12 protein-coding genes are annotated in these 12,431 nt (G+C 66.7%); 4 read left to right on the top strand and 8 right to left on the bottom strand.

What is annotated here, in order from left to right; translation table 11 throughout:
- Window positions 1–5 precede the first annotated feature (5 nt).
- From H3H55_RS29675 to H3H55_RS29705, 7 genes are all read right to left on the bottom strand, one after another.
- On the bottom strand, window positions 6–1,976 hold the full coding sequence (locus H3H55_RS29675; RefSeq protein WP_193101306.1) for an arylsulfatase: 1,971 nt from the start codon (window positions 1,974–1,976) through the stop codon (window positions 6–8).
- Between the two features lie 136 nt (window positions 1,977–2,112).
- Complete coding sequence (locus tag H3H55_RS29680) at window positions 2,113–2,832, bottom strand: SDR family oxidoreductase (protein WP_193101307.1); 720 nt, start codon at window positions 2,830–2,832, stop codon at window positions 2,113–2,115.
- Between the two features lie 157 nt (window positions 2,833–2,989).
- Window positions 2,990–3,883: a DMT family transporter gene (locus H3H55_RS29685; RefSeq protein WP_193101308.1), complete on the bottom strand. Its 894-nt coding sequence runs from the start codon at window positions 3,881–3,883 to the stop codon at window positions 2,990–2,992.
- A 70-nt stretch (window positions 3,884–3,953) separates the two neighbouring features.
- A complete protein-coding gene (locus tag H3H55_RS29690) occupies window positions 3,954–4,112 on the bottom strand; it encodes a hypothetical protein (RefSeq protein WP_193101309.1) in 159 nt (52 codons plus the stop codon).
- An 18-nt stretch (window positions 4,113–4,130) separates the two neighbouring features.
- Entirely contained in the window at window positions 4,131–5,315 is a 1,185-nt protein-coding gene (locus tag H3H55_RS29695) for a porin (protein ID WP_193101310.1), read from the bottom strand.
- 52 nt (window positions 5,316–5,367) lie between these two features.
- Window positions 5,368–6,150 carry an ABC transporter substrate-binding protein gene (locus H3H55_RS29700; RefSeq protein WP_129516541.1) on the bottom strand — a complete coding sequence of 261 codons (783 nt, stop codon included), beginning with the start codon at window positions 6,148–6,150 and terminating at the stop codon, window positions 5,368–5,370.
- A 53-nt stretch (window positions 6,151–6,203) separates the two neighbouring features.
- The gene (locus H3H55_RS29705; protein ID WP_413463995.1) at window positions 6,204–7,325 is read right to left on the bottom strand and encodes a M20 aminoacylase family protein; all 1,122 of its coding nucleotides are present in this window, start codon (window positions 7,323–7,325) and stop codon (window positions 6,204–6,206) included.
- Between the two features lie 184 nt (window positions 7,326–7,509).
- On the opposite strand from H3H55_RS29705, the gene H3H55_RS29710 reads away from it, so the two are divergent.
- The 4 genes from H3H55_RS29710 (at window position 7,510) to H3H55_RS29725 (ending at window position 12,034) form a co-directional block, all read left to right on the top strand.
- On the top strand, window positions 7,510–8,469 hold the full coding sequence (locus tag H3H55_RS29710; protein WP_193101312.1) for a LysR substrate-binding domain-containing protein: 960 nt from the start codon (window positions 7,510–7,512) through the stop codon (window positions 8,467–8,469).
- A 153-nt stretch (window positions 8,470–8,622) separates the two neighbouring features.
- On the top strand, window positions 8,623–8,913 hold the full coding sequence (gene groES / locus H3H55_RS29715) for a co-chaperone GroES (protein ID WP_048248265.1): 291 nt from the start codon (window positions 8,623–8,625) through the stop codon (window positions 8,911–8,913).
- Window positions 8,914–8,925: 12 nt separating this feature from the next.
- Window positions 8,926–10,566: a chaperonin GroEL gene (gene groL, locus H3H55_RS29720; protein WP_193101313.1), complete on the top strand. Its 1,641-nt coding sequence runs from the start codon at window positions 8,926–8,928 to the stop codon at window positions 10,564–10,566.
- 175 nt (window positions 10,567–10,741) lie between these two features.
- Window positions 10,742–12,034, top strand: coding sequence for a hypothetical protein (locus tag H3H55_RS29725; RefSeq protein WP_193101314.1), 1,293 nt, complete (start codon window positions 10,742–10,744; stop codon window positions 12,032–12,034).
- Window positions 12,035–12,062: 28 nt separating this feature from the next.
- Here the strand turns inward: H3H55_RS29725 and H3H55_RS29730 are convergent, their stop codons facing one another.
- Window positions 12,063–12,398, bottom strand: a complete 336-nt coding sequence (locus H3H55_RS29730) for a hypothetical protein (protein WP_193101315.1) — start codon at window positions 12,396–12,398, stop codon at window positions 12,063–12,065.
- Between the last annotated feature and the right edge of the window lie 33 nt (window positions 12,399–12,431).

The following is a 12,431-nucleotide window of genomic DNA, read 5'->3' on the forward strand; positions in this document are numbered from 1 at the left end:
CTCGCTCAGTAATAACCGCGCGGACGCAGCGGCTCGACGCCGCCGACGTTGCTCATGTAGGTCTTCCACTGCGCGACGAGCGTCTGGATCACCGACGGGTTCTGCGCCGACACGTCGGTCGTCTCGCCGCGATCCGACGCGAGGTCGTAAAGCTGCCAGTGACCGTCGGGCGGTCCGAGCGGCGGCTCCGTCCACAGCGCCTTCCAGCGGCCATCGCCGCTGCGCAGGTACGCGCGGCCGTACGCTTCGTCGCCGAACGGCGCCGTATGCACCTCGCCCGTCGCCGAACCGGTGAGCACCGGCAGCAGCGACTGCCCCGTGACCGGATACACGTAGCGGTTGTTGTAGATCACCTTGCCCTTGTTCTGGTCGACACCCGTCAGCGTGTTGACGAGCGGCGGCGCCGGCTGCGACGGCGGCGTGACGCCCGCGACCGCGAGGAACGTCGCCGTGTTGTCGGTCACGTGCGTGAACGCGCGCAGCGTCGGTAATTGCTGCGACTGGCCCGGCAGGCGCACGATCGTCGGCGTCGATACGCCGCCTTCGGCCGAATAACCCTTCGTGAGCCGGAACGGCGACGCGCTCACTTCGGCCCAGCGCAGCCCGTACTGCAGGCGCTGCGCGTTCTGCTTGCCGTTGTCGGTGCCGAGCGCCGAATAGATCGGCTCCTGCCCGTTCGCGGTGTCGGTCGCCGTCGGGTCCGCGCCGCCGTCGATCGGCCAGCCTTCCGCGCCGTTGTCCGACTGGAACATGATGAACGTGTTGTCGTACTGGCCGATGTCCTTCAGGTGCTGGATCAGCAGACCGATGTTGTAGTCGAGGTTCTCGACCATCCCCGCGTAGATCTCCATGTAGCGCGCCTGCGCCTTGCGCTCGGCCGGCGACAGGCTCGACCACAGCTTGTCGACCTTGCCGGGGCCGTAGTCGCTGTAGCCGTCCGCGGCCGAATGCACCGCGCTGATGTATTTCGCGCTCGCGGTGCCGTTGTTCGCCGTCGCGGGCGACGCCGCCGTCGTTTCGGGCAGGCCGTCGAACGGCTTGAAATCGGCGGGAATCAGGCCGAGCGCTTTCTGCCGCGCGATCCGCGCGTTGCGGATCGCGTCGTAACCGGCGTCGTACACGCCCGCGTACTTGTGCAGCCACGGGTCGGGCACCTGTAGCGGCCAGTGCGGCGACGTGTAGGCCGCGTACGCAAAGAACGGCTTGCCGTCGCGCTGGTTCGAATCGATGTACGAGATCAGCTTCTGCGTATAGAAATCGGTCGAATAGAACACGGCCGGGCTGCCGCCGGTGCCGCCCGGTTGCCCGGGCTGGCCCGGCTGCACGTAGCGGCCGTCTTCCGTGTAGTTCGACGAGCCGGCCGGCTCGTGTGCGAAGTGGTTCGTCGCCGCGCCGCCGAGCAGCACGTAGCTGCGCTCGAAACCCCACTGGTCGGGCGTCTGCCCGCTGCCCGTCGCGCTGCCGACGATCCCCGAGCCGATGTGCCACTTGCCCGCGATATACGTGTGATAACCGGCATCCTTCAGCAGTTGCGCGAACGACAGCGCGCGATCGTTCAGGTAACCCTCGTAGCCGGGCAGCCCGCGCCGCTCGTCGGTCGGCACACCCATCGTGCCTTCGCCGACGAGATGGTGATCGGTGCCGGACACCAGCATCGCGCGCGTGATCGCGCAGACCGTGCCGGTGTGGTGGTTCGACAGGATGCGGCCCGATGCGACGAGCGCATCGAGGTTCGGCGTGTTGATCTCGCCGCCGAATGCATGGATGTCGGAATAGCCGAGATCGTCGGCCATGATGTACAGGATGTTCGGGCGCTTTGCGGCCGGCGTCGGGTCGGCTTGCGGCGGCGTCGCGGCGGACTGCGACGGCGCATCGCTGTCGACGCCGCCGCACGATGCCAGCGACAGCGTGCCGGCGATCGCGGCGCAGACCACACGGAAACGGAAAGCATGCAACGGCGAAGCGGACTTTTTCATTGTTGTGAGCGCTCGATCTACGGGATCGGCGATCTTAGCGTCGCGCGCGCGGCGCCCAAAGTCGGATTCGTCACATGCTAACGGGGTGCGGGAATATGCGGTGCAGGCTGGGGCCGGCAGCCCGCATCGCCGTGCATCAGCTCCGCCCGCCTAGGCTGCCGCCGCCGTCCACGGCCAGCACCTGCCCGGTGACAAAACCGGCTTCGTCGGACAGGAAAAAACCGATCGCGGCCGCCACGTCGTCGGGCGTGCCGAGCCGGCGCGCGGGAATCGTCGCGAGCACCTTGCGTTCGGCTTCGCTGCCGACAGGGCGTGTCTGGCGGAACAGCTCCGTCTCGATCGGGCCCGGCGCAACCGCGTTGACCGTCACGCCATGTTCGGCCAGTTCGAGCGCCCACGTGCGCGTGCAGCCGACCAGCGCGCTCTTCGCGGCCGAGTACGCGGTGCGGTCGAGGCTGCCGAAAATCGCGCGGCTGCACACGTTGACGATGCGCCCGTGACCGCGCGCCTTCATCGCGTCGGCAAAGTGCTGTGTGACCTGGATCGCTGCGCGCACGTTGAGATCGAACACGGCCTGCAGCGACCGGAAATCGATCTGCCCGAGCGGTTGCGGCAACGCAATGCCCGCGTTGTTGACGATGCCGTCGACGTCGTGCCGCTCGCCGATGCGCGCCAGGGTTGCCGCCGTCTGCTCGATGTCGGCGAGATCGCACGCGAGCAATTCGCCGGGGAAATCGATGCCTTGCGCGTGCCGCGCGAGGCCGATGACACGATGGCCGCGCTGCGCCAGGAGTGTGCTGACCGCGAAGCCGATGCCGCGCGACGCGCCGGTGACGAGATAGGTGCGGGATGACATGATTCGTGCCTTTGTGGAAGGAAGCGAAGAAGTCGCGATGCAACCGCAGCCGAGCGGCGCATACGCATTCCGGACGATTGTGAACCGGACCGGAAAAACGCGTACGGTCGTCGGCACTCGCTTCGTTCGGTCGTTCTGCCCGGATGCGGTGCGCGCGTCAGTAGCGCATCACCAGAAACAAGCCGGCCGCCGCGAGCGCCATGCCCGGCCACGCGAGCGCACCGATCGTCTCGCCGAGCGCCACCAGTGCGATCAGCGCGGTCGCGGGCGGAATCAGGAAGAACAGCGCCGACACGCGCGACGCTTCGCCGTATCGCACCATCGCGAGCAGCAGCGAGATCGCGATCAGCGAATTGCAGATCACGAGGTACGCGAGCGAACCGGCGAGGCCGGCGGTCCATTGCACGTGCATCGGTTCGAGCGCGAACGCGAGCGGCGCGATAACGGCCAGCCCGACCGTGTATTGCACGAGGTTTGCTGTGACCGGATGCACGTCGGTGCCGAAGCGCTTTTCCCACAGCGTGCCGCCGGTGATGCACGCGAGCGCGAGCAGCGCGAACGCCAGCGCCCACGGCGACGCGACGTCGACCGACGAGCGTGCGAGGATCACCAGCACCGCGCCCGCGGCGCCGAGCACGAGCCCGACCCAGCGCAGCACGCCGACGCGCTCGCCGGCGATCATCGGCGCGAGCAGCCCGACGAGAATCGGCTGCTGCGACGTGACGAGCGCGACCGCGCCGGCCGACATGCCGAGCTTCAGGCTTAGGTATGTAAACGCGAAATAACCGGCCTGCAGCAACAGGCCGACGACGACGAGGTTGCGCCATTCGCGCCGCGTGCGCGGCAACGCGGGGCGCAGCCACAGGAACGGGCCGGCGAGCAACGCAACGACGCACGCATAGCGCAGCGCGAGGAACGTGAGCGGATCGGCATAACGCAGGCCGAGCTTCAGGAACACGAAACCGCTGGCCCACAGCAGCAGGAACAGCGCGGGCGCGATGCGCAGCCAGCCGGGTGGCTGTCTGACCATCGGGGTGTCGATCGCGGTCATGCGCGCTCGCGTTGCATCGCCGGACGGGCGTCCGGCCCGCGCGCGCCGGGGGAGCGGGCGGGCCGGCGCATCATCGGCGGATCAGGTGATAGATGACGTTCAGCACGGTCACCGCGATGCCGATGACGATCACGATCTGCAGTTTCCTGTTCATGACGGCGTGCCCCCGGATATGCGTGGTGCGGTGATCATACGCCGCGGCAGCCGGCCGCGCGCGACCGACCGCCACCCATCCGGCACGGTTCGGTCAGAACCGGTGCCGGATCCCCGCATGCACCATCAGTTGCTTCCCGTTCGACGACAGATCGGCCGCGCCAGGGACATACGCCTGATCGAGCGACGAACCGGTCGCATCGCCGGTTATCCGCTGATACGCGCCCATCAGGTACACGTCCGTGCGTTTCGACAGGTTGTAGTCGGCCATCAACCCGAGCGAATGGATCTTCGGCTTCGCGGCGCCCGTCGTCGCGTCGTAGCGCACCGTCGTGTACACGTATTGCGCGCCGACGAACAATGCCGGCGTGAACTGGTACTTGCCGTTCACTTCGAAGTTCTGATACTTGATCGCCGTCACCGTGCCGCCCGCGAGCGGGCCCGTCACCGGCTCGATCGTCTCGTCGCCGAACAGGTAACCGACGTTCGCGGTCGGCCGCGTGACGTTGCTGTTCGTGTACGCGAATCCGACCGTTGTGGGCCCCGCGGTGTAGTTGACGCCCGCCCCGAAGATCCGCAGCCGTGCCGACGCAAAATTCGCGTCGGCGCCGACCGACCCCGAACCGGCGATCGCACCGCCCGACGTCGCGCCCGGGTTGTCCGCGTTCAGGAACGCCGCGCCGACGAGCAGGCCGCCCTGCTCGTACTGCGCGCCGACGCTCCATACGCGGTTGTTCGCGAAACCCGTGTCGTTGCTGAAGCTGTAGGTGCCGCCGAACGAGAAGCCGGAGAAATCCTGGCTCGCGTACTTGACCGTGTTGTTCACGCGGAACGTGTTGCCGGTGTTGTCGTTGTCCAGCGGGTGCGAGAACGGATAAACGCCCCAGCTCCCGTTCGCGGTCGTCGGCGCGAGATAGTCGACGACCGAATCGTATTGCCGGCCGAGCGTCAGCGTGCCGAAACGCGTACTGCCAAGCCCGACGTAGGCCTGACGCCCGAACATGCGGCCGCCCTGCGCGAGCGTGCCGTTGTTCACGTTGAAGCCATTCTCGATCTGGAACAGCGCGCTGTAGCCGCCGCCCAGGTCCTCGGTACCCTTCAGCCCCCAGCGGCTTCCTTGTGCGAAGCCGCTTGCCATCTGCCAAGCGCCATGGCCGCCGACGTTGTTCGTATAGTCGATGCCGGCATCGACAAGGCCGTAAAGCGTGACACTGCTTTGTGCGAACGCGGGCGCTGCGCACAGCGCCGGAATCGCGACAAGAATCGATCTCCAGTTCATCCGTAATCCTTATTTATTCATGGCTGACTGCGCACGTTGCGTGCGCTGCCGCTTACTTGCCGCCGTAGATATCGAAGTCGAAATACTTGCGGTTGATCCGCTGGTACGTGCCGTTCGCGAGAATCGTCGCGAGCGCGTGGTTGAACGCGTCGCGCAGGTCGTTGTCCTGCTTGCGCAAGCCGAGGCCGTCGCCTTGCCCGAAGTATTTCGCGTCGTCGATCGGCGCGCCCGCGAACATGAAGTCCTTGCCCTGCGGCTTCTTCAGGAACCCGTCGCTGGCCGCGATCGATGCCTGGAACGCCGCGTCGAGCCGCCCCGTCACGAGATCGGCGTACACCTGATCCTGGTTCTGGTACGACACGACCTGCACGCCGGCCGGCTGCCAGTTCGCGACCGCGTAGTCGGCCTGCGCGGAACCCTGCTCGACCCCCACGCGCTTGCCCTTCAGCGACTCGGCGCTCGGCAGCAGCGGCGACCCCTTGTGCACGACCAGTCGCGCCGGTGCGTTCGAGATCCGGTTCGTGAACGCGATCTGCTGCATCCGCTTCGGCGTGATCGTCATCGACGACGCGATCACGTCGAACTTGCGCGCGAGCAGCCCCGGAATCATCCCGTCGAAGCTCGACTCGACCCACACGCAGCGCGCGTGCAGTTCCGCGCACAACGCGTTCGTGATGTCGATCCCGAAGCCCGTCAGCGTGCCGTCGGGCAGCTTGTATTCGAGCGGCGGGTAAGTCGGATCGACCGCGAGGCGGATCTCCTTGCCCGTCCAGTCGCCGGCATGCGCCGTCCCTGCCGCCAGCGCCACCGCGAGCGCCACCATCCACTGTTTCATTGCCAGTCTCCTTGTGTAAATCGTGATTCGTGAATTGAAATCGTGCAACCGCTTCATGCGAGGTATCGCTCCGCGAGCGCGATCCAGTAGCTCGCGCCGGTCGCGAGGCACGCATCGTTGAAGTCGTAGCCCGGGTGATGCAGCCCGCATCCGGCCGCGCCGTCGCCGTTGCCGATCGACAGGTAGCTGCCCGGGCAAACCTCGAGCATGAACGCGAAGTCCTCGCTCGCCGCGATCGGCCGCAGATGCGGAATCAGCGCCGCATCGCCGCCCCACTCGCGGGCCACATCGCGCGCAAAGGCCGTTTCCGCCGCATGATTGACGAGCACCGGATAGCCGTATCGATAGTCGATCTCGGCCGTCGCGCCGTAGCTCGCGGCCTGCCCGTGCACGATCGCGCGGATGCGTCGCTCGAGCAGCGCGCGCACGTCCGGCGACAACGCGCGCACGCTGAGTTCGAGCTCCGCATGCGGCGGAACCACGTTCGACGCAGTGCCCGCATGGATCGAGCCGGCCGAGACGATCGCCAGTTCCTGCGGATTCACGTTGCGCGACACCACCGTCTGCAACGCCATCACGATCGACGCACACACCACCACCGGATCGATCGTCGTATGCGGCGCGGCGCCATGCCCGCCGCGCCCGATCACGCGCACGCGCACCTCGTCGGCCGACGCCATCGCCGGGCCGTCGCAGAAACCGAGCACGCCGGCCGGCAGGCCCGGCACGTTATGCATCGCGAACACCGCATCGCACGGGAACTGCGTGAACAGGCCGTCGTCGATCATCCGCTTCGCGCCGCCGAGCCCTTCTTCGGCCGGCTGGAAAATCACGTTCAGCGTGCCCGCGAAGCGCGCGCGTTCCGCCAGGCAGCGCGCCGCCGCGAGCAGCATCGCCGTATGACCATCGTGGCCGCACGCGTGCATCACGCCGTCGCGCCGGCTCGCATGCGGCAGCCCGGTGGTCTCGCGGATCGGCAGCGCGTCCATGTCCGCGCGCAGCCCGAGCCGCTTCCCGGCGCCGCGCGTCAGCGTGCCGACCACGCCCGTGCCGCCGAACCCGCGCGTCACCCGATAACCCCACGTTGTCAGGTAATCGGCCACGAGTTCGCTGGTCGCGTGTTCCTCGAAGCCGAGTTCGGGATGCGCGTGCAGCCGGTGGCGCAGCGCAATCATCTCCGTCTCGATGGCCGCCATTTCCGGTGGAATGTGTTCGTGGTCCAACCCCGATTCTCCTCGATACGTTCTGCTGGTCGATCGCCCGGATGACCGATCGTGGCCGAATCGTATGCAGCGAAAATCCCGGCGAACAGCCGCGGTTTCGTTATGATGACAACCTTTCGTTGTCGGGTATCGCACCATGAGCACGATGAAGCTGCATCAGTTGCAGGCGCTCGTCGCGAGCGCGGAGGCCGGGAGCATCCGCGGCGCGGCGCGCTTGCTCGGGTTGTCGCAGGCGGCCGTCACGCGCGCGCTGCGCGAACTGGAGGCGAGCGAGCGGCTACCGCTGCTCGTGCGCGCGCCGGAAGGGATCGGCTTCACCGAATACGGCAAGACGCTGCTCACGCACGCGAAACTCGTGCTGAAGCAGCTCGAACACGCGCAGAGCGACCTCGAACGCATGCGCGGCCGCGTCGAGGGCCGGCTGAGCATCGGCGTGACGCCGTGGCTCACGGTGACGTTCCTCGCGGAAGCCGTGCTGCGGTTTCGCGAGCAGATGCCCGACGTGCGCCTCGAACTCTACGAAGCGCTGATGGCCGTCGCCCAGCCGCTGTTGCGCGACGGCAGCATGGACTTCGCGCTCGGCCACGTCCAGCCGGGCGGCACGCAGGAATTCGCGTTCGAGCCGATGCTGCGCTACGACACCTCGGTCATGGTCCGGGCCGGCCATCCGTGCGAACGCGTGCGGTCGATCCACGACCTGCTCGACCGGGACTGGGTGCTGAATTTCGCGGCCGACGGGCAGGCCGCACTCGTCGATTACCTGTTCACGCGCCACGGCGCGCAGATCGACGAACGGCGCATCGTGCGCGCGCAATCGGTCGCGATGCTGCAGACGATGCTCGAGCAGGCCGACATGTGTACGTGGTGCCCGACGATTCTTGCCGCCGTGCCGCCGTTCGGCGACCGGATGCGTGCGTTGCAGTTGAAGGAGACGTTCGAGCCGCGCGACCTCGGCATCGTCACACGCCGCAGCAGCACGCTGAGCGACGCGGCACGCTGCTTCATCGACTGCCTGCTGCACGTGATCCGCCGCCATGCGCGATCCGCGCGCAAGGAGGATCTCGCGCTGTTCAGGACGGTATCGCTGCTGATCTGACGGCGGCCCCGCCCGTCTTCCGTCCATAGCGCATCCGCGCAAATGCATTTCCGAATCCGTTATTGGATCGCGCCGCGGCTCGTTTCTATACTCGTCAGCACTCTCTGATGAAGAGTGCCAGCCAATTTCGACAGAACAGGACAGGACGAAGAGATGAGCCTACGCCCCTTGCACGACCGCGTCATCGTCAAACGACTCGACCAGGAAACCACCACCGCGTCGGGCATCGTGATCCCCGACAGCGCCGCGGAAAAGCCCGACCAGGGCGAAGTGATCGCCGTCGGCCCCGGCCGCAAGGATGCGGACGGCCAGCGCATCGTGCTCGACCTGCAGGTCGGCGAACGCGTGCTGTTCGGCAAGTACGCGGGTCAAGCCGTCAAGGTGGACGGCAATGAGTTCCTCGTACTGCGCGAGGAAGACATCGTCGCCGTCGTCAATCAATAACGGAGCGCAATCATGGCAGCCAAGGAAATCATTTTCAGCGACGTCGCACGTTCGAAGCTGACCGAAGGCGTGAACATTCTCGCGAACGCGGTAAAGGTCACGCTCGGGCCGAAGGGCCGCAATGTCGTGCTCGAACGCAGCTTCGGCGCGCCGGTCGTCACGAAGGACGGCGTGTCGGTCGCGAAGGAAATCGAACTCGCGGACAAGCTTCAGAACATCGGCGCGCAACTCGTGAAGGAAGTCGCGTCGCGCACCAGCGACGCAGCCGGCGACGGTACGACCACGGCCACCGTGCTCGCACAGGCGATCGTGCGCGAAGGCCAGAAATACGTCGCGGCCGGGCTCAACCCGCTCGACCTGAAGCGCGGCATCGACAAGGCCGTCGTGGCGGCCGTCGAGGAACTGAAGAAGATCAGCAAGCCGACCACCACGAGCAAGGAAATCGCGCAGGTCGCGACGATCTCCGCGAACGGCGAGGAATCGATCGGCCAGCGTATCGCCGAAGCGATCGACCGCGTCGGCAAGGAAGGCGTGATCACCGTCGAGGACGGCAAGTCGCTCGCCGACGAGCTCGACGTCGTCGAGGGGCTGCAGTTCGATCGCGGCTACCTGTCGCCGTACTTCATCAACAATCCCGACAAGCAGATCGCCGAGATCGAGAACCCGTACATCCTGCTGCACGACAAGAAGATCTCGAACATCCGCGACCTGCTGCCGGTGCTCGAACAGGTCGCGAAGTCGGGCCGGCCGCTGCTGATCATCGCGGAAGATGTCGAGGGCGAAGCGCTTGCGACGCTCGTCGTGAACAACATCCGCGGGATCCTGAAGACGGTTGCCGTCAAGGCACCCGGCTTCGGCGACCGCCGCAAGGCGCTGCTCGAAGACATCGCGATCCTCACCGGCGGGCAGGTCATCGCCGAGGAAACCGGGCTGACGCTCGAAAAGGCGACGCTCGCCGAACTCGGCCACGCGAAGCGCATCGAGGTCGGCAAGGAGAACACGACCGTGATCGACGGCGCGGGCGACGCGAAGAACATCGAAGCACGCGTGAAGCAGATCCGCGTGCAGATCGACGAAGCGACGTCCGACTACGACCGTGAAAAACTGCAGGAACGCGTCGCGAAGCTCGCGGGCGGCGTCGCGGTGATCAAGGTCGGCGGTGCAACCGAGATCGAGGTGAAGGAAAAGAAGGATCGCGTCGACGACGCGCTGCACGCGACGCGCGCGGCCGTCGAGGAAGGCATCGTGCCGGGCGGCGGTGTCGCGCTGATCCGCGTGCGGCAGGCGATCCGCGAACTGAAGGGCGTGAACGCCGATCAGGACGCGGGCATCAAGATCGTGCTGCGCGCGCTCGAGGAACCGCTGCGCCAGATCGTCACGAACGCGGGCGAGGAAGCGAGTGTCGTCGTCGCGAAGGTCGCGGAAGGCTCGGGCAACTTCGGCTACAACGCGCAGACCGGCGAGTATGGCGACCTCGTCGAATCGGGCGTGCTCGATCCGACCAAGGTCACGCGCACGGCGCTGCAGAACGCGGCGTCGGTGGCCGGGCTGCTGCTGACGACCGATGCGACCGTGTTCGAAGCGCCGAAGGATGCGGCGCCGGTCGCGGGGCCGGGCGGGCCGGGTGCGGGTGGGCCGGGCTTCGATTTCTGATGCAGCGCCGCGCGCCGGTTCGCCGGTATGCGCGCGGCCTTGTGGAAACGTGCAACGCGTGGCGACGGCAGTCGTCACGCGTTTTTTCGTTGGATCGACGAGACACCGCAGCGCGCCGGCAGGACGCCCCGCTCGGTTAAGATGAAGCCCCTCCCGCCACGCCGCTTGCCGCGCCATGCCGACCGCACAAACCATTCTCGACGACTACGAACGCCTCGGCTGGACCGGCAACGATCCGATGGCGCAGATGCTGGTACTGCGTCGCGACAACCCGGCCGCACTCGCCGATCTTGTGATCGCGTCGTTCGATCGCACGTTGCCGCACGCGACCTTCCTCGATGCCGCGCTCGACCTGATGGACGACGCCTTTTTCGCCAATGTCGCAGCCGAAACGTGGCGACGGGTCCGCGACGGCGCGTGGAACGACCGGCTCGCGCGCGTGCTATCGAGCGTCGCACTACAGTCGCCGCATGTATTCGCCGGTCACTGGGATGCGCTCCTCGACGTGGTTGGTACGAAACAGTCGCCGTCCCTGTATTGTGCGGAAAGCGCGTGGCGGGCGCTCGATCCGGCGACGATCGACGCATGGCGCAGCCGGCTCTCCGAAGCACCGGCCGGCGACGACGTCGCACACGAACGTGCCATCGCGCTGCTCCATTCACGACAACCGGCGGCGGTGCTCGACGCCGTGGCCCGACTGTTTCCGGACGATCCGGAACAATCCGTCAACTGGCTCATGTCCGCCGGCTATGCGCAGGAACACGACACGTTGCGCGCCTTGCATGGCGAGTCGCCGCTGCACATCGACTTCGGCCCGACACTGCGTGCGCCAATTCTCCGCGACATGCCGAAGTGGAAACGCGAGATTCACGCCAATCATCGAACCTGGCACGCGGGCGAATCGCGTCGGTCCGGCGCACGCTTCGGCGGCGCGTCGACGCATCGATGCGGCCTGTGTCATGAGCCGCTGCACCGGTTGCTGACGCTGCCGCAACCGGTTGAAGCAGGCATCGACAGCACGACGCCCGTTTCGTTCGACACCTGCCTGTCCTGTCTCGGCTGGGAAAGCGACGGCCCGCTGTTCCACCGGCACGACGACACCGGCAACGCGTACGCCCACCCGTCACAGCAACGTGACGCCGCCCTCCAGCCGGACTATGCGGCAGCCGCCTTCGTGGAAGCCGACGTAACACTCTTTGCCGCACCGGCGCGTTGGGCCTGGCAGGATTGGGGCGAGTCGAACGACCGCCAGAACCTGAGCCGAGTCGGCGGCGCGCCGTCGTGGGTGCAGTCGGCGTGGTACCCCGATTGTCCGGATTGCGGCCGCAAGATGCGCTTCGTGATGCAGCTCGATTCCGACCTGCCGCAAGCGGATGGCGGCGAATGGCTGTGGGGCAGCGGCGGCGCAAACTACACGTTCTGGTGTGCGCCGTGCCGCACCAGCGCGCACCTCTGGCAGTGCACGTAGAGGGCATCCCCGCGCCTTTACGACCTTTTTACTTGCGGCCGTGCGTGCGTTCACTAGAATGTGTTCGCCATCCCTCACCGAGCACGCACCATGCGCATCCGAAGTCCTCGCCCTCCGAGTTGCTTTTCTGCCTGACAGGCAGGACGCCTGCGTCTCCTTTTCCCGAGCCACCGTCCTGCCGACAGGCGGGCGGTGCGCGCCGTAGTTTTTCCCGCGCACGCTTGAACACGACGTCGATGCGGTAATCGCGCATCGTGCGCTCAAGCGACTGCGTGCGGCACATTCGTGCAACGACGCGCCATCGATCCGCCTTGCCGACGATGACCGATCGCATGCCCGCATCCGGCATGTCGAACCGGTCCAATTACTTTGCATACCTGAATTCATTCACGGAAAT

The organism is Burkholderia sp. Z1, from assembly GCF_014893795.1.
Classification (GTDB): Bacteria; Pseudomonadota; Gammaproteobacteria; order Burkholderiales; family Burkholderiaceae; genus Burkholderia; species Burkholderia theae.

Bases quoted from the DNA above. Each gene is read 5' to 3' on its own strand.
- H3H55_RS29685 (WP_193101308.1), bottom strand. From the start codon at position 3,883: ATGACCGCGATCGACACCCCGATGGTCAGACAGCCACCCGGCTGGCTG.
- H3H55_RS29675 (WP_193101306.1), bottom strand. From the start codon at position 1,976: ATGAAAAAGTCCGCTTCGCCGTTGCATGCTTTCCGTTTCCGTGTGGTC.
- H3H55_RS29700 (WP_129516541.1), bottom strand. From the start codon at position 6,150: ATGAAACAGTGGATGGTGGCGCTCGCGGTGGCGCTGGCGGCAGGGACG.
- H3H55_RS29725 (WP_193101314.1), top strand. From the start codon at position 10,742: ATGCCGACCGCACAAACCATTCTCGACGACTACGAACGCCTCGGCTGG.
- H3H55_RS29705 (WP_413463995.1), bottom strand. From the start codon at position 7,325: ATGATTGCGCTGCGCCACCGGCTGCACGCGCATCCCGAACTCGGCTTC.
- H3H55_RS29695 (WP_193101310.1), bottom strand. From the start codon at position 5,315: ATGAACTGGAGATCGATTCTTGTCGCGATTCCGGCGCTGTGCGCAGCG.
- H3H55_RS29680 (WP_193101307.1), bottom strand. From the start codon at position 2,832: ATGTCATCCCGCACCTATCTCGTCACCGGCGCGTCGCGCGGCATCGGC.
- groES (WP_048248265.1), top strand. From the start codon at position 8,623: ATGAGCCTACGCCCCTTGCACGACCGCGTCATCGTCAAACGACTCGAC.
- H3H55_RS29710 (WP_193101312.1), top strand. From the start codon at position 7,510: ATGAGCACGATGAAGCTGCATCAGTTGCAGGCGCTCGTCGCGAGCGCG.
- groL (WP_193101313.1), top strand. From the start codon at position 8,926: ATGGCAGCCAAGGAAATCATTTTCAGCGACGTCGCACGTTCGAAGCTG.